Source organism: Streptomyces sp. ITFR-6, from assembly GCF_031844725.1.
Classification (GTDB): Bacteria; Actinomycetota; Actinomycetes; order Streptomycetales; family Streptomycetaceae; genus Streptomyces.
In genome coordinates this window covers 1,617,927-1,636,144 of record NZ_CP134612.1, presented here as the reverse complement: position 1 = coordinate 1,636,144, position 18,218 = coordinate 1,617,927, and the positions used below count along the sequence as shown (strand labels likewise).

The window sequence follows — 18,218 nt, the reverse complement described above, 5'->3', positions numbered from 1 at the left end:
GTAAAAATGAAAAGTAAGCGGCCTCACATGAGCAACACCGGACAATCACGGACTCACCATCTATGCGCGGAGCTGTGCGGAGCCGTGGTGACCGATCTGAGTGCGCACGGGTGGGCGCGGCGCGCCGTACGGGTGAAGCCGGTTCAGGGATATATCTGTATTTAGTGCCCTTTGCCCGTTCTGCAACACCGTGCGGCGGACCGAACCGCGGAGCCGTATGACCGCGCTCATCGTCTGCCACTTCGTCCTGGCCGCGTGCGCCCACCCGCTGGTCCGGCGACTGGGCACGCGCGCGTTCGTCGTACTGGCACTGCCCCCGGCCGCCACCACCTGCTGGGCCCTCGCCCAGTGGGACACCACCGCCTCCGGCGCCTCGGTCACCTGGTCGTGGCACTGGATCCCTGACTACGACGTCGCGCTCGGCCTGCGCCTGGACGCGCTGGCCGAACTGATGGTGCTGCTCGCGGCCGGTGTCGGCACGCTCGTCCTGCTCTACTGCGCCTCGTACTTCACCGACGACACCCCGCAACTGGCCGGATTCGCCGGGAACCTGCTCGCCTTCGCCGGGGCGATGCTCGCGCTCGTCCTGGCCGACGACCTGATCTCGCTCTATGTGTTCTGGGAGCTGACCACGGTCTTCTCCTACCTGCTGATCGGCTACAACAGCGAGCACCGGCACAGCCGCAGATCCGCCCTCCAGGCGCTCACCGTCACCACCTTCGGCGGCCTCACCATGCTGATCGGCTTCCTGATCCTCGGTCAGGCGAGCGGCACCTACCGGATCTCCGCGATCCTCGCGGACCCGCCCCGCACGAGCGTCGCCGTCTCGGTCGCCGTGGTGCTGATCCTGTGCGGAGCGCTGTCCAAGTCCGCGATCTGGCCGTTCAGCCTCTGGCTCCCGAACGCCATGGCCGCGCCCACCCCGGTCAGCGCCTATCTGCACGCCGCCGCCATGGTCAAGGCCGGTGTCTACCTGGTCGCCCGGCTGGCACCCGGATTCGCCGACGTCCCCGTGTGGCGGCCCGTCGTGATGGTCCTAGGCGCCGCGACCATGCTGCTCGGCGGCTGGCGGGCGCTGCGGCTCAACGACCTCAAGCTCGTCCTCGCCTACGGCACCGTCAGCCAGCTCGGCTTCCTCACCCTGCTCGCCGGAATCGGCAACCGTGACGCGGCACTGGCCGCCGCCGTCATGATCCTCGGCCACGCCCTGTTCAAGGCGCCGCTGTTCCTCGTCACCGGCATCGTCGACCACGCGACAGGCACCCGGGACCTGCGCAGACTCTCCGGCGTCGGACGCGCGCTGCCGCACGTCTGCGCCGTCGCCGTGATCGCCGCCGCGTCCATGGCCGCGCTCCCCCCGCTGCTGGGCTTCGCCGCGAAGGAGGCGGCCTTCGAAGCGCTGCTGCACGGCGACACCGCGGACCGCTGGGCGCTGGGCGTCGCGGTCGCGGGATCGATGCTGACCGTCGCCTACACCGTCCGGTTCGTCTGGGGCGCCTTCCTGCGCAAGCCCGGCGTCACCGACACCCCGGTCCACCGGGTCGGCTGGGCCTTCCTCGCCCCGCCCGCACTGCTCGCCGCCTGCGGACTGGTCCTCGGCCCCGGCGTCGGGTGGACCGACCACCTGCTGAGTGCCTACGCGGACACCTTCCCCGCCCCCGCGCACCCCTACCACCTCGCGCTCTGGCACGGATTCGGCACCGCGCTGCTGCTCTCGGCCGTCGCCGTGGCGGGCGGCGCCGCGCTCTTCGCGTGGCGCGGCGAGGTCACCCGGCTCTCCCGGCGGATCGCCTGGCCGACCGCCGACAACGTCTTCGGGCATCTGCTGCTCGGCCTGGAGCGGCTCTCCCTCCAGATCACCGGCTTCGTCCAGCGCGGCTCGCTCTCCGTCTACCTCGCCACCACGCTGCTGGTGATGCTCGGCGGGCAGCTGGCCGTGCTCGCCACGGACCGGCCCTGGCGGGGGGCCGCCGCGCCCCGGCTCTGGGACGCACCGCTGCAAGGTGCGGTAGCCGTGCTGACCTGCGCCGCGGCCCTGCTCTGCCTCACCGTCAGACGCCGTATGAAGGCCGTGGTGCTCGCCGGACTCACCGGATACGGGACCGCGTTGCTCTTCGTCGTCCAGGGCGCGCCCGACCTGGCGCTCACGCAGTTCTGCGTGGAGACCGTGTCGATGATCGTGTTCGTGCTGGTGCTGCGAAGGATGCCGGTGCACTTCCAGGAGTCGGTCAGCAGCTGGCGCCGTGCCGTGCGCATCCCGGTGGCCTTGGCCGCGGCCGCCACGCTGAGCGTGGCCGTCTGGGTCGCGGCGGCCGCGCGCACCGCGAGCCCGGCGGGCGCCGCCATGGTCGAGGAGACCGCGCACCACGGCCTCAAGGATGTGGTCGCCACCATCCTGGTCGACCTGCGGGCCTGGGACACGATGGGGGAGTCCGCCGTGCTGGCCGCCGCCGCGATCGGTGTGACGAGCCTGATCTATCTGCACCGCCGGGCCGAGGGTGCCGCGGCGCCCCCGGAGCGGGAGGGGCACACCGCCTGGTCGTTGGCCACGCCCCGGCTGCCGGGGCTGCCGCACGGCGACGAGGGGGCACCGGAACGCGGCTGGCTGGCGGCCGGCGCCACGCTCGCGCCCGAGCACCGCTCCGTCGTCTTCGAGGTGGTGGCCCGGCTGCTGTTCCACCCGATCCTGGTGCTCTCGGTGTATCTGCTGTTCTGCGCGGAGAACATGCCGGGCGGCGGTTTCGTCGCCGGACTGGTCGCCGGAGTCGCCCTGATCGTCCGCTACCTGGCGGGCGGCCGCTTCGAACTGGCCGAGGCCGCCCCGCTGCAGCCCGGACTCTTCACCGGCCTCGGCCTCTTCCTCTCCACCGGGGTCGCCCTGCTGGGCCTCGCCGACGGAACGGTCCTGCACGCCTGGACGTACTACGGACACCTGCCGCTGATCGGCGCGTACCACTTCGGTACGCCGGTCATCTTCGACTTCGGTGTCTATCTCCTGGTGCTGGGCGTGGTGCTCGACATCGTGCGAGCCCTCGGCGCGAAGGTCGACCGGCAGATCGAGCGGGCCGCCGCCCAGGAGGCCTCGGACCTGGCGGCCGGACGCGGACCGGCGCCCGGGACGGGAGGCGCGGGATGACCGTCAGCGCCTCCCTCCTCGCCACCGCCGCGGTCCTGTGCGCGGTCGGCGGCGCCCTCATGCTCACCAGGCCGCTCACCCGGATCCTGCTGGGCGCGGTGATCACGGGCAACGGCATCAACCTGCTCGTCCTGTCCGCCACCGGAACGGCCGGCCGTGAACCCCTGCTCTATGGGGTCGCGCTGAGCAAGGTCACCGATCCGCTGCCCCAGGCCATCGCCCTCACCGCCATCGTCATCACCCTCGCCACCACCGCGTTCCTCCTGGCCATGGCCTACCGCAGCCACCAGCTGACCGGCACCGACGAGGTCCACGACGACCTGGAGGATCGGCGCATCGTGCTGCGTGCGGAGGTACTGGGGGAGCGCGACGAACTGCGCGAGCGCTACCGGTCCGAGTCCGACCGCACCGAAGAGGAACGCCGCCGCTACCGCGCGGAGCGCCGCCGGCTGAGAGCCAGACTGCGCGCCGACCGCGCCCTCCAGGCCCGTGGCCGGGACGCGTCCGGTGACCTGTGGCACGACGTCCTGGGCGCGGACCCGGAGCACTACGCGGCGACGGCCGACGGCGAAGGCCCCGCGCCGGGCCCCGACGCCGCACCGGGACCGGGCACCGGCTTCGCCTCCGACACGGCCCCCGCCCCCGACGACCCGGTCCGCCCCGACGACCCGACCACCGCCGATAATCCGGCCCGCCCCGATGACCCGGCCCGCCCCGACGACCCGAACTGAGGAGACACCGGGTGAACGCACTCGTCCCGCTGCCGGTGCTGCTGCCGCTCTGCGCCACCGGACTGAGCCTCGCCTTCGGCACCCGGCTCAAACAGTTCCAGCGCTTCATCAGCGTCGCCGTGCTCACCGCCGTACTGGGCCTCTCGGTCACCCTGATGATCGACGCGGACATCGAAGGGCCGCTCACCGTGCACCTGGGCGACTTCGCGCCGCCGCTCGGCATCACGCTGGTCGCGGACCGGCTCTCCGGACTGATGCTGACGGTCTCCTCCGCCGTCACCCTCTGCGTCCTCGTCTACTCCCTCGGCCAGGGCATGGCCGACCGGGACGAGGAGACGCCCGTGGCGGTCTTCCACCCCGCCTACCTGATCCTGGTCGCCGGGGTCTCCTGCACCTTCCTCGCCGGTGACCTGGTCAACCTCTACGTCGGCTTCGAGATCATGCTGGTCGCCAGCTTCGTGCTGCTCACCCTCGGCGGCACCGGCCCCCGGGTCCGCGCGGGCTCCACCTACGTGATCATCTCGCTGTTCTCCTCGATGCTCTTCCTCACCGCCATCGCGATGACGTACGCGGCCACCGGAACCGCCAACTTCGCCCAGCTGGCCGGGCGCCTGACCGCACTCCCGCTGGGTGTCCAGACCCTGATCCAGGCGATGCTGCTGACCGTCTTCGCCATCAAGGCCGCCGTCTTCCCGCTCGCCGCCTGGCTCCCCGACTCCTACCCGACCGCGCCCGCCCCGGTCACCGCGGTCTTCGCCGGACTGCTCACCAAGGTCGGCGTCTACTGCATGCTGCGCACCGAGACCCTGCTCTTCCCCGGCAACCGGCTCGGAGACCTGCTGATGGCGGCGGCCCTCGCCTCGATGGTCGTCGGCATCCTGGGGGCCGTCGCCCAGACCGACCTGAAGCGGCTGCTCTCCTTCACCCTCATCAGCCACATCGGCTACATGGTCTTCGGTATCGGCCTCGCCACCCGGCAGGCGTACGGCGGTGCGATCGTCTACGTCGTCCACCACATCACCGTGCAGACCACGCTGTTCCTGGTGGCGGGGCTGATCGAACGGCGCGGCGGCACCACCGAACTCACCCGGCTCGGCGGCATCGCCAAGGCCGCCCCGCTGCTCGCCGTCCTCTTCTTCGTACCCGCGATGAACCTGGCCGGGATCCCGCCGCTGTCCGGATTCATCGGCAAGCTCGGACTCATGCGCGCGGGTGTCGCCGACGGCGGTGTCTGGGCCTGGATCCTCGTCATCGGCTCCACGGCGACCAGCCTGCTCACGCTGTACGTGATGGCCAAGGTGTGGAACCTGGCGTTCTGGCGGGCCGCGCCCCCCGGACAGGCGCTGGACGGCACGGTCCTGGAGTCCGACGAGGAGGACGACAGCGACGCCGACGAGGGCCCGGACCGGATGCCCGGCACCGGCGACGAAGGGGTCCGGATCCGTCACCAGCCGGCCGGGCGCGCGGTGGCGGCCACCCTGCACGGCCACGCCGTCACCACCACGAAGAAACTGCCGAGGCCGATGACCTGGGCCACCGCCGCGACGGTCGCGCTCGGACTCGCCTTCACCGTGTTCGCCGGTCCGCTGACCTCGTACACCGACCGCTCGGCCGCCGAACTGCTGGCACGTTCCCCCTACATCGAGGCGGTGCTCGGACGGTGAGACGACTCATCAGGTTCTCCTACCGGAACAAGGACCTGCCGCCGTTCAGCTGCGAGTTCCGGGGCCACCGCCGGCGCGTGCTCGACCTGCCGCTGATCGCCTGGCTCACCGTCATCTGGGTCCTGCTCTGGTCCAGCCTGCACTGGATCAACGTGCTGACCGGAGTGGTGGTCGCGGTCGCGGTCTGCCTGGCGTTCCCGCTCCCGCAGGTCGACCTCGGGCTCCGACTGCACCCCTGGGGCATCCTGCGGCTGGCCGGCTTCCTGCTCTACGACATGTACACCTCCGGCGTGAAGGTCACCCGGCAGATCTTCGCGGACCGTCCGCACCGGGCCGCCGTGATCGCCGTACCACTGCGCTGCCGCTCGGACCTGATGCTCACGGCGACCGCCGTCGCGATGTCCAACGTGCCCGGCGGCTCCGTCGTCGAGGTGCGCCGTGCCACGGCCACCGTCTTCCTGCACGTCCTGGACGCGGACCGGCCAGCGGAACTGGACGCGGCCCGCCGCTCGGTATGGCGCATGGAGGAGCTGACGGTCCGGGCCTTCGGCACCTGCGACGAGATCGCCCGCGTCGCCGGTCCACCTCCGGCGGCACCGCACACCGGCGAGCGGCCGGAAGACCGGGGGGAGGACGCATGAGCGTTCCGGAGGCCGTGGACCGGGGGCTGCTCATCGCGGCTGTCGTCGTGATCGTCATCGCGGGAGCGGGTCTGCTGACCCGCATCTGGCGAGGCCCCTCCATGCTGGACCGGGCGATCTCGCTGGACGTCTGCGCGGCCCTGATCATCGCCGGGCTCGGCGCCAAGTCGGCCTTCGCCCGGGACCCGTTCTACTTCCCGATCATGCTGGTGCTGGCCTTCCTCGGCTTCACCGGCTCGGTCGGCATCGCGCGCTTCATCGCCGTACGCGACCGGCCGTCGGGCCGAGCGCGCGCCGACGGTCCCGACGGGCCGGGCAGGGAGACACCATGAGCGTCTGGCTCCAGATCACCGACACGGCCGGCGCGGTCCTGGTCCTTCTCGGCGCGGCCATCTGCCTGCTGGGCGTCATCGGCATGCTGAAGCTGCCGGACGTCCTGTCCCGCAGCCACGCGGCGACCAAACCGCAGTCCCTCGGCATGCTGATCGTGCTGGCCGGGGTCGCGCTGCGGCTGCGCAGCGGCATGGACCTGGCGACCCTGGCGCTGATCGGCTTCTTCCAGCTGATGACCGGCCCGGTCGCCGCGCACCTGGTCGCGCGCTCCGCGTACCGGACCGGTCAGGTCGACCACGGTGAGCTGCTCTTCGACGAACTGGACGAGCAGCTGACGGAGGAGAGCTGACGGGGGCGGCCGCTGACAGCGGCACCGGACAGCGCGCACCGCGCGCCCTGGAGACCTTCCTCCGCCGGCCCGCGCAACGGGGGCGTACCCCGCAGGCGCAGCTGCGACCCGATCGGCCGCTTGGGCCGGTTCCGTATCCTCCGCGCGCATCAGGCACTCGTTCGACGTCAGCGGGGCGCGGCAGGCCCGCCGGCTGCCGGATTTGCTGTGGAGCGTGGGTGGGAGTCGTGAGGGTTCGCGCAAGGTTCCCGGGATCCGGTGACGGGGGCGGAAGGCTCGGAGGGATCGTCCGGCGCTCCCGAACAGGTCCGCGGCGCCGGCCTATGCGATGGGAGACCGATCAACGATGCTCACTCCGGTACGCAGCAGAGTACGGACCGCCGTGCTCGCGCTCTCGGCCGTCACGGCCCTCGCGTTCGGCACGACCGCCACGGCGGGCGCGGCAGCGGCGCCCCTTCCCGTCCCGGCTCCCGCGAAGCAGGGGCCGACCTCGGTGGCGTACGTCGAGGTGAACAACAACAGCATGCTCAACGTCGGCAAGTACACGCTCGCCGACGGCGGCAACGTCTTCGACGTCGCCGTGGTCTTCGCGGCGAACATCAACTACGACACGGGTACGAAGGCCGCGTATCTTGACTTCAACGAGAACGTGCAGCGCGTCCTTGACAACGCTGTCACGGAGATACGGCCGTTGCAGGAGAAGGGCATCAAGGTCGTCCTCTCGGTGCTCGGCAACCACGAGGGCGCGGGCTTCGCGAACTTCCCGAACCAGCAAGCGGCTTCGGCGTTCGCGACGCAACTCTCGGACACCGTGGCCGAGTACGGCCTCGACGGGATCGATTTCGACGACGAGTACGCCGACTACGGCAACAACGGCACCGGCCAGCCCAACGACAGCTCCTTCGTACAGCTGGTGACGGCGCTGCGCTCGAACATGCCGGACAAGATCATCAGCCTCTACAACATCGGCCCGGCGGCCTCGCGGCTCTCCTACGACGGCGTGGACGTCTCGTCCGAGTTCGACTACGCCTGGAACCCGTACTACGGCAGCTGGCAGGTTCCCGGCATCGCGCTGCCCAAGTCGAAGCTGTCCCCGGCGGCGGTCGAGATCGGCGGTACCTCGCAGAGCACGGCCGCCGATCTCGCCCGCCGTACCGTCAGCGAGGGGTACGGCGTCTACCTGACGTACAACCTCGACGGCGCCGACCGCAGTGCCGACGTCTCCGCGTTCACCAGAGAGCTGTACGGCAGCGACGCCCGCTACACGCCCTAGGGATACGACCCGTACCGGCGGCGCGGTCCCCCGTTCCGCGCCGCCGGCGTTCTCCCGGTCACCGAGTCCGTGGTCAGGGAGTGTTGTTGGCCAGTGCCAGCAGCCTCGCGCTGGTGCCGCTGAAGCGGTCGCGGTCCACGGCGCCGGAGATGCCGCCCACCGAGCCGGAGTCGGTGTACTGCCAGAACGTCCAGTACGGGAAGCCCGCCGGGATGGAGGGGCTGGAGGCGCTGGTCCAGTGGGCCACGAAGAGCGGGCTCTTGGCGGACATGCCGGTCCAGCCGCCGGTGCAGGTGTTCCACCAGCTCGCACTGGTGTAGATGACGACGTCCCGGCCGGTCTTCGCCTTGTACGTGTTGTAGAAGTCGAGGATCCAGGTACGCATCGACGCGGTGGACTTGCTGTAGCAGCCGCCTTCGAGGTCGAGCATGCCGGGCAGCGTCAGGTTGTCCTTGGACCAGGCCCCGCCGTGGGCCACGAAGTAGTTGGCCTGCGCCGCGCCGGTGGAGAGGTTCGGCCGCGCGAAGTGGTACGCGCCCCGGATCACCTTGGCGTTGTAGGCGTTCAGGTAGTTGGCGTTGAAGGCGGTGTCCCGGTACGTGGTCGACTCGGTGGCCTTGATGTAGGCGAACTGGATCCCGGCGGACTTCACGGACGCCCAGTTGATCGTTCCCTGGTAGTGGGAGACGTCGATCCCCGGCACGGTGGCGTTCAGCTGCGGGGAGGCTCCCTCGGCGTCGAGCCGGAGCTGCCCGGTGTCCGGCTGGAAGGTCCTGCCGTCCTCGGTGTAGCCGACGCCCATATAGCCGTCACCGAGAGGGATGGTGCTGCCGACGGGCGCCGGCCGGGCCGCGGCGGGGACCGCGGACATCATCGGGGCGAGGGCCACAGTCATGGCCACCGCCGCGGCCGCCACGAGTCTGTGACGGACGGACCGGGGACTGCGGATTCGGGATAACAACGGGTGCCTCCTGGCGCGTCGATGGGGTGGGACGGTGTCCAGAGGTGCCCGTCGGCCGTGCGGGTCTACCCGCGTAGCCGGCGGTTCGTCGCAGGTGCGCGTGGGGTGCGGTGGGGGAGGTGCGGGGAGTGCGATGCACAGAGTGTTCTTGATGTGAACGTGTCATGAGTGACGCATGGGCGGGCCCGCGGTGTAAAGGGGGTACGGGTTCCAGCTATGGTCCAGACCAGTGCGGAAGGGGTGGAGCTGCGGGAACGGCCCCGCGCCGGCCGGAAGTTTCCAGGAATGAAAACTGCCCCGGCCCGAGGGCCGGGGCAGAGGTGCGGAGCGGCTGGGTGTGCCGCCGCACGCGGCGGGTGCGGCGGCACGTGACGCGAGAGGACCTAGATATCCCGGAAGATCTCGATCTGGGCGCCCACCGAGTTCAGCCGTTCCGCCAGCTCCTCGTAACCGCGGTTGATCACATACACGTTGCGCAGTACGGAGGTGCCCTCGGCCGCCATCATCGCGAGCAGCACCACCACCGCCGGCCGCAGCGCGGGCGGGCACATCATCTCGGCCGCGCGCCACCGGGTCGGGCCCTCGACGAGCACCCGGTGCGGGTCCAGGAGCTGGAGCCGGCCGCCGAGGCGGTTGAGGTCGGTGAGGTAGATGGCGCGGTTGTCGTAGACCCAGTCGTGGATCAGGGTCTGGCCGTGGGCCGAGGCGGCGATGGCCGCGAAGAACGGCACGTTGTCGATGTTGAGGCCGGGGAACGGCATCGGGTGGATCTTGTCGATCGGCGCCTCCAGCTTGGAGGGCCGGACGGTCAGGTCGACCAGCCGGGTGCGCCCGTTGTCGGCCGCGTACTCGGAGGTGCGGTCGCAGTCGACGCCCATCTCCTCCAGCACCGCGAGCTCGATCTCCAGGAACTCGATCGGTACCCGGCGGATCGTCAGCTCGGACTCCGTGACGACGGCGGCGGCCAGCAGGCTCATCGCCTCGACCGGGTCCTCGGAGGGGGAGTAGTCCACATCCACGTCGATGGTCGGCACACCGTGCACGGTCAGCGTGGTGGTGCCGACGCCGTCCACCCGTACGCCCAGCGCCTCCAGGAAGAAGCAGAGGTCCTGGACCATGTAGTTGGAGGACGCGTTGCGGATGACGGTGGTGCCGTCGTGCCGGGCGGCGGCCAGCAGCGCGTTCTCGGTCACGGTGTCGCCGCGCTCGGTCAGCACGATGGGGCGGCCGGGCGTGACGGTGTGGTCGACCCGGGCGTGGTAGATGCCCTCGGTCGCGGCGATCTCCAGGCCGAACCGGCGCAGCGCGATCATGTGCGGCTCGATGGTCCGGGTGCCGAGGTCGCAACCGCCCGCGTACGGCAGCTTGAACTGGTCCGTCCGGTGCAGCAGCGGACCGAGGAACATGATGATCGACCGGGTCCGGCGGGCGGCGTCCGCGTCGATGGCGTCCATGTCGAGCCGGGCGGGCGGGACGATCTCCAGATCGGTGCCGTCGTTGATCCACCGGGTGCGCACGCCGACGGAGTTCAGCACCTCCAGGAGGCGGTAGACCTCCTCGATGCGGGCCACCCGGCGCAGCACGGTGCGGCCCTTGTTGAGCAGCGAGGCGCAGAGCAGCGCCACGCAGGCGTTCTTGCTGGTCTTGACGTCGATGGCGCCGGACAGCCGGCGCCCGCCGACCACCCTCAGGTGCATGGGGCCGGCGTAGCCGAGCGACACGATCTCACTGTCGAGTGCTTCACCGATGCGGGCAATCATCTCAAGGCTGATGTTTTGATTGCCGCGCTCGATGCGGTTCACGGCGCTCTGGCTGGTGGCGAGCGCCTCGGCGAGCTGACTCTGTGTCCAGCCCCGGTGCTGGCGGGCGTCACGGATGAGCTTGCCGATACGTACGAGGTAGTCATCTGACATGCCAAAAGGCTATCTCAGATATGAGATGAGCCAGTTGGTGGGGTGTGGTGTTCGAGTGACGGGCGGGTGCAGGCGCCGGCGTGGGACGGCGGTGCGGGCGCGCGGCACCGCACGGGCGCCGCCACCCGCCTCCATCGTCCGCCCGCCGGAACCGGCCGGCACCCGGAGCGCGTCCATCGGGGTGCCCCCGGGCCGGCACCGGGCGGCGGGGAAAAGGTGTCGCCCCGGTGCGGAGGCGGCCGTATGGTCCCCGGAATGAAGCTGCTCTCGGTCAACATCGGCCGCCCCCGCCCCAACCCCTGGAAGGGGTTGAGCGCGACCGGGATCGACAAGCGGCCGGTCACCGGACCGGTCGCGGTCAGCGCCCCCGGCCCCAAGGGCACCGGCGCGGTCGGCCTCGCCGGTGACCGGGTCCACGACGTGAAGCACCACGGCGGCGCCGACCAGGCCGTCTACGCCTACGCCCGCGAGGACCTCGACGGCTGGCAGGCCGAGCTGGGCAGGCCGCTGGCCGACGGGGTCTTCGGGGAGAACCTCACGACCCTGGGGCTCGACATCAACGGCGCCCTGATCGGGGAGCGTTGGCGGATCGGGGCCGATGTGGTCCTGGAGGTGTCCTGCCCGCGGATCCCGTGCGGGACGTTCCAGGGCTGGCTGGGGCGTGACGGCTGGATCAAGCGGTTCACGCAGGCCGCGCTGCCCGGGGCGTACCTGCGCGTGATCGAGCCGGGCGAGATCCGCGCCGGTGATCCGGTCGAGGCCGTGCACCGGCCGGATCACGACGTGACCGTCGCTCTCGTGTTCCGGGCCATGACCCTGGAGGGCGGCCTGCTGCCCCGGCTGCTGGCCGCCGACGCGCTGCCGGAGGAGGAGAGAGAGCTGGTCCGGCGGCGGACGTCCGGGTAGGCGCGGGCTCGGCCGCCGTCCGGTCAGGGCGTGAGCGCCGGCGGGGCGGCCTCGCGGGCGGAGGCGTCCGGGGCGGACGCCTCACGATTCCTGGCGGCGCGCTCTGTACGACGCGTCATCAGGTATGCGTGCGGCGATGCGCCGTACGCCAGCCGGAACCGGCAAGCGAGGTGGCCGGCGGACATGTGGACGCCGCGCGCGAGCGCCTCGACGTCCAGCGGCCGCGCGTACTGCCGGTCGATCCGGTCACGGACCCGGCGCAGCAGGGCCAGTTCGTGCAACCACTGGTCCTGGGCGCGGGCCCGCGCCCACGAGGGATGGCACATGAGCGGACCCCTCTCAGTCCTCAGCGGAGTTCCTGGATGCGGACCATGTTGCCCGCGGGATCGCGGAAGGCGCAGTCGCGGATTCCGTACGGCTGCTCGGTCGGCTCCTGGACGACCTCGGTGGTGGCGGCCCGCACCTTCTCGAAGGTCGCGTCGAGGTCCCGGGTGGCCAGCAGGATCCATCCGTAGGTGCCCTTGGCCATCATCTCGGTGACGGTGCGGCGTTCGTCCTCCGTGACCCCGGGGTCGGCGGCCGGGGGCGCCAGGAGGATGGATGTGTCGGGCTGACCGGCCGGGCCGACCGTGATCCAGCGCATCCGTCCCTGACCGACGTCACTGCGGACCTCGAAGCCGAGGGCGTCACGGTAGAAGGTTAGGGACGCGTCCGGGTCGTCGTGCGGAAGGACGCTGGTGTGAATGGTGATGTCCATGGCGGTCAGATTAGGCACGGTCCGCGTCAGGCGCTTCTCGAATCCTGACCGGGCCGGGACCCGCCCTGCGGACGGCGGCCCCAGGCCGAGATCATCGGGGCCGTCGCCAGGTCGAGTTCCCCGGTGGCGACGTTCGAGAGATGGCGGTCGATGTCCGCGTCGGACGCGATCCCCGCCGCCACCAGCCGCTCACGGATCTGCCGGACGGTCGCGGCCTCAAGGACGGTGCAGGCCGGCGAGGTGATGGGGAAGTAGGCGTCCGCCCGCACATCGAGCAGACCCGCCTCGCGCAGCCGCCTGGGCAGGGTCCTGCCGTACGCGAGATCGGCCCCGCGCCCCGCCATCAGCTCCCGGAACCCGGACCGCAGCCGGTTGGCCAGCCGCTGCTCGGGGCCCGACTCGTCCGGGCACAGCAGGGGCTGCAGCCCAGGATCGGCGTCCTCCAGGAGCAGCACGCCGCCGGGTCGCAGCGCCTGGACCATGCGGCGCAGGGCCTCGGCCCGGTCGACGACGTGCACCAGGACCAGCCGGGCGTGCACCAGGTCGAAGCCGCCCGGCGGCGGAGGATCGGCCGCGACGTCGTGGCGCAGCACCTCGACGACGTCGGAGGCGGCTTCGCGGCCGCCGCGGCGACCATGGCGGGCGACCGACGCGTCCGGGCGGGGGCCGACCTCGACGGCGACTTCTTCGTGAGCCCCGCCGCGACAGGACTCGGGGGGCGCCCCCTTCATGATGCTCGGCGCCGAGGACTCGCGCAGCCCCGGCAGCGCGACCGGCGACTGGTCCGACGCTTGGCGGCACCTGGAGGGCTGGAAGCGCTGGCTGACCGTGGCCGGCGCCGGACACTTCTCCTTCACGGACCTGTCGTACCTGGCCGACCAGCTCGGCCTGTCGGACGCCGCCGTGCCGCTGCCCTCGGAACAGGGGTGGCACATCACCCGTGACTACGTCGCGGCCTTCTTCGACCTGCACCTGCGGGGTATTCCGCAACCCCTCCTCGACGGCCCCTCCGCCGCATATCCCGAGGTGGTGTCCCGACAGTCCTGACCTGGCGGGTGGTTCGGCCCATCGGTAGCCTGCTCCACCATGACGCGCGCCTGGATCCTCCCGTTGCTCTACCTGCTCTGCGGCTCAGCCGTCGCGACGGGGTCGATCCTGGAGGGGAGCATCGGTACGGCGGTGGCACTCCTGCTGGTGTTCCTGGCGCTCGCGGGCCTGCACTCGCCCCTGATCTTCCCGAGGTCGACCGGTGCCCAGGAGGCGCGACGCCGCAGCGCCGCCGACGGCCGGCCGGTCGTCTTCTGGCGGCCGGGCTGCGCGTACTGCATGCGGCTGCGCATCCGGCTGGGCCGCGGCGCCGGCCGGATGCACTGGGTCAACATCTGGCGCGATCCGGAAGGAGCCGCGGCGGTGCGGGCGGTCAACGACGGCAACGAGACCGTGCCGACCGTCTTCGTCGCGGGCCTGCCCCACACCAACCCCGATCCCGCATGGGTGCGCGCACAGCTCGCCCCTCATCGGGGATGAGGCGCACGCGACAGGCGAGCCCCGACATGACCGTTCCCCGGCGATGTACTAGAGTTATCTCGACATCGAGATATATGCCGAAGGCGCACAGCGGGCCGCTGCGCGGTAAGGGTTACCTAACTAAGCCTTACCTTAGCGGATGGTTGGAGTGGCTGTAGGCAGCACCACGCGGCGCCCGCCGTAGTGAGGCGCGGCGCGGAGTTACGCGCACATTGATGAAGGAGACTGTCGTGTCGGCGAACAGCTTCGACGCCCGCAGCACGCTGCGCGTGGGCGACGAGTCGTACGAGATCTTCAAGCTGGACAAGGTCGAGGGCTCCGCGCGCCTCCCTTACAGCCTGAAGGTGCTGCTGGAGAACCTGCTCCGCACGGAGGACGGCGCGAACATCACCGCCGACCACATCCGGGCGCTCGGTGGCTGGGACTCCCAGGCTCAGCCCAGCCAGGAGATCCAGTTCACGCCGGCTCGCGTGATCATGCAGGACTTCACCGGTGTGCCGTGTGTCGTCGACCTCGCCACCATGCGTGAGGCCGTCAAGGAGCTCGGCGGTGACGCGACGAAGATCAACCCGCTCGCCCCGGCCGAGCTGGTCATCGACCACTCCGTGATCGCCGACAAGTTCGGCACCACCGACGCGTTCGCGCAGAACGTCGAGCTGGAGTACGGCCGCAACAAGGAGCGCTACCAGTTCCTGCGCTGGGGCCAGACCGCCTTCGACGAGTTCAAGGTCGTCCCCCCGGGCACCGGCATCGTCCACCAGGTGAACATCGAGCACCTGGCGCGTACGGTCATGGTCCGCAACGGCCAGGCGTACCCCGACACCCTCGTCGGCACCGACTCGCACACCACCATGGTCAATGGCCTCGGCGTGCTGGGCTGGGGCGTCGGCGGCATCGAGGCCGAGGCCGCGATGCTCGGCCAGCCGGTCTCCATGCTCATCCCGCGCGTCGTCGGCTTCAAGCTGACCGGCGAGCTCCCGGCCGGCACCACCGCCACCGACCTCGTGCTGACCATCACCGAGATGCTCCGCAAGCACGGCGTCGTCGGCAAGTTCGTCGAGTTCTACGGTGAGGGCGTCGCCGCCACCTCGCTCGCCAACCGCGCCACCATCGGCAACATGTCGCCGGAGTTCGGCTCCACCGCCGCGATCTTCCCGATCGACGACGAGACGCTGAAGTACCTGCGCCTGACCGGCCGCGACGCGCAGCAGGTCGCGCTCGTCGAGGCGTACGCCAAGGAGCAGGGCCTCTGGCTCGACCCGGCCGCCGAGCCGGACTTCTCCGAGAAGCTGGAGCTCGACCTCTCCACGGTCGTCCCCTCCATCGCCGGCCCGAAGCGCCCGCAGGACCGCATCGTCCTCGCGAACGCCAAGGCGCAGTTCGCCCAGGACGTGCGCAACTACGTCTCGGACGACGAGGAGGCGGGCAAGGAGTCCTTCCCGGCCTCCGACTCCCCGGCCGCCACCAATGGCGTCCCGTCGAACCCGGTCACCGTGACCGCCCCCGACGGCACCACGTATGAGCTGGACCACGGCGCCGTCACCGTCGCCGCGATCACCTCCTGCACCAACACCTCGAACCCGTACGTCATGGTCGCCGCGGCGCTCGTCGCGAAGAAGGCCGTGGAGAAGGGCCTGACCCGCAAGCCGTGGGTCAAGACCACCCTCGCCCCGGGCTCGAAGGTCGTCACCGACTACTTCGACAAGGCGGGCCTGACCCCGTACCTCGACAAGGTCGGCTTCAACCTCGTCGGCTACGGCTGCACCACCTGCATCGGCAACTCCGGCCCGCTGCCGGAAGAGGTCTCCAAGGCGGTCAACGAGCACGACCTGGCCGTGACCTCGGTGCTCTCCGGCAACCGTAACTTCGAGGGCCGGATCAACCCCGACGTCAAGATGAACTACCTGGCGTCCCCGCCGCTGGTCGTCGCGTACGCCATCGCCGGTTCGATGAAGGTCGACATCACCAAGGACGCCCTCGGCGTCGACCAGGACGGCAAGCCCGTCTTCCTCGCCGACATCTGGCCGTCCGAGGCCGAGGTGAACGACGTCGTCGCCAACTCCATCGGCGAGGACATGTTCAACAAGTCCTACCAGGACGTCTTCGCGGGCGACGCGCAGTGGCAGGCGCTCTCGATCCCCACCGGCAACACCTTCGAGTGGGACTCCGAGTCCACCTACGTGCGCAAGCCCCCGTACTTCGAGGGCATGACGATGGAGACCACCCCGGTCTCCGACATCACGGGCGCCCGCGTCCTCGCCAAGCTGGGCGACTCGGTCACCACCGACCACATCTCCCCGGCCGGTGCGATCAAGGCCGACACCCCGGCCGGCAAGTACCTTACGGAGCACGGCATCGAGCGCCGTGACTTCAACTCCTACGGCTCGCGCCGCGGTAACCACGAGGTCATGATCCGCGGCACGTTCGCCAACATCCGCCTGCGCAACCAGATCGCGCCGGGCACCGAGGGCGGCTTCACCCGCGACTTCACCCAGGCCGACGCCCCCGTCGCGTTCATCTACGACGCCTCGCAGAACTACCAGGCCGCCGGCACCCCGCTCGTCATCCTGGCGGGCAAGGAGTACGGCTCCGGCTCGTCCCGTGACTGGGCCGCCAAGGGCACCGCGCTCCTCGGCGTCAAGGCCGTCATCGCCGAGTCCTACGAGCGCATCCACCGCTCGAACCTCATCGGCATGGGCGTCCTCCCGCTCCAGTTCCCGGAGGGCCACACCGCCGAGTCCCTCGGCCTGACCGGCGAGGAGTCCTTCTCCTTCACCGGCGTGACCGAGCTGAACGACGGCACCACCCCGACCACCGTCAAGGTCACCACCGACACCGGAGTGGAGTTCGACGGCGTCGTCCGCATCGACACCCCCGGCGAGGCGGACTACTACCGCAACGGCGGCATCCTGCAGTACGTGCTGCGCAGCCTGATCCGCAAGTAGGACCGGCGGGCAGTACGAGGAGAGGGCCGCATCCCCGCGACGGGGATGCGGCCCTCCCGCGTGTTCCGGCCCTGCTGACACCTCGTCGGATCAGTCGGATCAGAAAAGGAACTTGTAGCTGTTCCAGCCGCTCGTGCCGACCTTCACCTTGGCCTGGTACGGGGCGGTGGCCTTGCCGGTGCCCTTGTACAGGTAGAGCTCGCCCTTGGCGTTGCGGGCGAGGAGGTCGGTGCGGCCGTCCCCGCTGATGTCACCCGTGGAGACCAGCCGGTTGTACTGGTTCCAGCCGCTGCCGATCTCGGTGCGCTTGGCGAACGGCGCCTTCTGGTTGCCGGTGCCCTTGCAGAGCCACAGCACGCCGGACTTGTCACGTGCGACGACGTCGTTCTTGCCGTCGCCGGTCAGGTCGCCGTTGCCGGCGATCTCGCTGTAGATGTTCCAGCCGTAACCGGCCTTGAGGCGCTTGGTGACCGTGCCGTTGCCGTAGCCGAGGTAGAGGTACAGGTCGCCCTTGGCGTCTCGGGCGAGCAGATCGCCCGCGGCGGCGCCGCCGATGTTGCCCGGGGAGACCAGCTTGTCGTAGATGTTCCAGCCGGAGCCGACCTTGACCGGCTTCTCGCCCTCGAACTTCAGGAAGCCGACGTTCCCGTTGGTCTCACGGAACCAGAGGCCTTCGCTGTACCCGTTGGCCTTGTTGTCGTTGTCGACCTGCAGTATGGCGCTGACACCGGTCCAGCCCGACCCCTTGTCCGCGCGGGCGGTGAGCCCGCCCTTCCCGTTCCCGGTGTAGGCGTACAGGGTGCCCGCGGAGTTGGCGCCGTACAGGGCGAACCTGGGGGTGACGGCGGCTGCCGCCGCCACGGCGGCGGGTGCCGGGGCGGGCTCTGCGGCCGCGGCCGACGGCTGCGGGGAGTTGGCGGCCACGGCTGAGGTGCCGGTGGCGACGAGGCCGGCGGTGAGCGCCGCGGCTGCCGCGCGAGCGGCAGTGCGTCGAAGGGTACGGCCAGCGGTTTCGGCCACGAAGTGCTCCATGGATCGTGATCGGTCGTGGCCCGCCGCGCGGTGGCGGCGGGCCACGGATT

General features: G+C 70.6%; 16 protein-coding genes and 1 pseudogene. 11 read left to right on the top strand and 6 right to left on the bottom strand.

Annotation, left to right across the window (positions count from 1 at the left end; all coding sequences use genetic code 11):
* Nucleotides 1-217 precede the first annotated feature (217 nt).
* The 7 genes from RLT59_RS07110 to RLT59_RS07080 all read left to right on the top strand — a co-directional run bounded on the left by RLT59_RS07110 (nt 218) and on the right by RLT59_RS07080 (nt 8,127).
* Nucleotides 218-3,136, top strand: coding sequence for a Na+/H+ antiporter subunit A (locus RLT59_RS07110; protein ID WP_311302619.1), 2,919 nt, complete (start codon nt 218-220; stop codon nt 3,134-3,136).
* A complete protein-coding gene (locus RLT59_RS07105) occupies nt 3,133-3,867 on the top strand; it encodes a Na(+)/H(+) antiporter subunit C (protein ID WP_311302618.1) in 735 nt (244 codons plus the stop codon). Before RLT59_RS07110 ends, RLT59_RS07105 begins: the two co-directional genes overlap by 4 nt.
* Before the next feature lie 11 nt (nt 3,868-3,878).
* Nucleotides 3,879-5,531: a Na+/H+ antiporter subunit D gene (locus RLT59_RS07100; RefSeq protein WP_311302617.1), complete on the top strand. Its 1,653-nt coding sequence runs from the start codon at nt 3,879-3,881 to the stop codon at nt 5,529-5,531.
* Nucleotides 5,528-6,172, top strand: a complete 645-nt coding sequence (locus RLT59_RS07095) for a Na+/H+ antiporter subunit E (RefSeq protein WP_311302616.1) — start codon at nt 5,528-5,530, stop codon at nt 6,170-6,172. Before RLT59_RS07100 ends, RLT59_RS07095 begins: the two co-directional genes overlap by 4 nt.
* Entirely contained in the window at nt 6,169-6,504 is a 336-nt protein-coding gene (locus RLT59_RS07090) for an MrpF/PhaF family protein (protein WP_311302615.1), read from the top strand. The genes RLT59_RS07095 and RLT59_RS07090 overlap by 4 nt, the downstream gene beginning before the upstream one ends.
* On the top strand, nt 6,501-6,854 hold the full coding sequence (mnhG, locus tag RLT59_RS07085; protein WP_073734802.1) for a monovalent cation/H(+) antiporter subunit G: 354 nt from the start codon (nt 6,501-6,503) through the stop codon (nt 6,852-6,854). The genes RLT59_RS07090 and mnhG overlap by 4 nt, the downstream gene beginning before the upstream one ends.
* A 346-nt stretch (nt 6,855-7,200) precedes the next feature.
* On the top strand, nt 7,201-8,127 hold the full coding sequence (locus RLT59_RS07080; protein ID WP_311302614.1) for an endo-beta-N-acetylglucosaminidase H: 927 nt from the start codon (nt 7,201-7,203) through the stop codon (nt 8,125-8,127).
* Between the two features lie 73 nt (nt 8,128-8,200).
* Here RLT59_RS07080 and RLT59_RS07075 read toward each other — a convergent pair whose 3' ends face one another.
* Entirely contained in the window at nt 8,201-9,022 is an 822-nt protein-coding gene (locus tag RLT59_RS07075) for a GH25 family lysozyme (protein WP_311302613.1), read from the bottom strand.
* A gap of 449 nt (nt 9,023-9,471) precedes the next feature.
* The gene (locus RLT59_RS07070; RefSeq protein WP_311302612.1) at nt 9,472-11,001 is read right to left on the bottom strand and encodes a type II toxin-antitoxin system RelB family anti-toxin; all 1,530 of its coding nucleotides are present in this window, start codon (nt 10,999-11,001) and stop codon (nt 9,472-9,474) included.
* A 255-nt stretch (nt 11,002-11,256) separates the two neighbouring features.
* On the opposite strand from RLT59_RS07070, the gene RLT59_RS07065 reads away from it, so the two are divergent.
* Entirely contained in the window at nt 11,257-11,907 is a 651-nt protein-coding gene (locus RLT59_RS07065; RefSeq protein WP_311302611.1) for an MOSC domain-containing protein, read from the top strand.
* 95 nt (nt 11,908-12,002) lie between these two features.
* Here the strand turns inward: RLT59_RS07065 and RLT59_RS07060 are convergent.
* From RLT59_RS07060 to RLT59_RS07050, 3 genes and pseudogenes are all read right to left on the bottom strand, one after another.
* Nucleotides 12,003-12,233: pseudogene (locus RLT59_RS07060) on the bottom strand (AraC family transcriptional regulator); the annotation flags it as partial.
* 20 nt (nt 12,234-12,253) lie between these two features.
* A complete protein-coding gene (locus RLT59_RS07055) occupies nt 12,254-12,664 on the bottom strand; it encodes a VOC family protein (RefSeq protein ID WP_311302610.1) in 411 nt (136 codons plus the stop codon).
* Between the two features lie 26 nt (nt 12,665-12,690).
* Nucleotides 12,691-13,395 (bottom strand): methyltransferase domain-containing protein, encoded by a 705-nt coding sequence (locus RLT59_RS07050; RefSeq protein WP_311302609.1) that lies wholly within the window; start codon nt 13,393-13,395, stop codon nt 12,691-12,693.
* Here RLT59_RS07050 and RLT59_RS07045 point away from each other — a divergent pair.
* From RLT59_RS07045 to acnA, 3 genes are all read left to right on the top strand, one after another.
* Nucleotides 13,394-13,711: an alpha/beta hydrolase gene (locus RLT59_RS07045; protein WP_311302608.1), complete on the top strand. Its 318-nt coding sequence runs from the start codon at nt 13,394-13,396 to the stop codon at nt 13,709-13,711. The two genes, RLT59_RS07050 and RLT59_RS07045, sit on opposite strands and share 2 nt — an antisense overlap.
* 39 nt (nt 13,712-13,750) lie before the next feature.
* The gene (locus RLT59_RS07040) at nt 13,751-14,191 is read left to right on the top strand and encodes a glutaredoxin domain-containing protein (RefSeq protein ID WP_311302607.1); all 441 of its coding nucleotides are present in this window, start codon (nt 13,751-13,753) and stop codon (nt 14,189-14,191) included.
* A 230-nt stretch (nt 14,192-14,421) separates the two neighbouring features.
* Nucleotides 14,422-17,136: an aconitate hydratase AcnA gene (gene acnA, locus RLT59_RS07035; protein WP_311302606.1), complete on the top strand. Its 2,715-nt coding sequence runs from the start codon at nt 14,422-14,424 to the stop codon at nt 17,134-17,136.
* Nucleotides 17,137-17,235: 99 nt separating this feature from the next.
* On the opposite strand, the gene RLT59_RS07030 is transcribed toward acnA, so the two are convergent.
* Nucleotides 17,236-18,156 carry an FG-GAP repeat domain-containing protein gene (locus RLT59_RS07030; protein ID WP_311302605.1) on the bottom strand — a complete coding sequence of 307 codons (921 nt, stop codon included), beginning with the start codon at nt 18,154-18,156 and terminating at the stop codon, nt 17,236-17,238.
* Between the last annotated feature and the right edge of the window lie 62 nt (nt 18,157-18,218).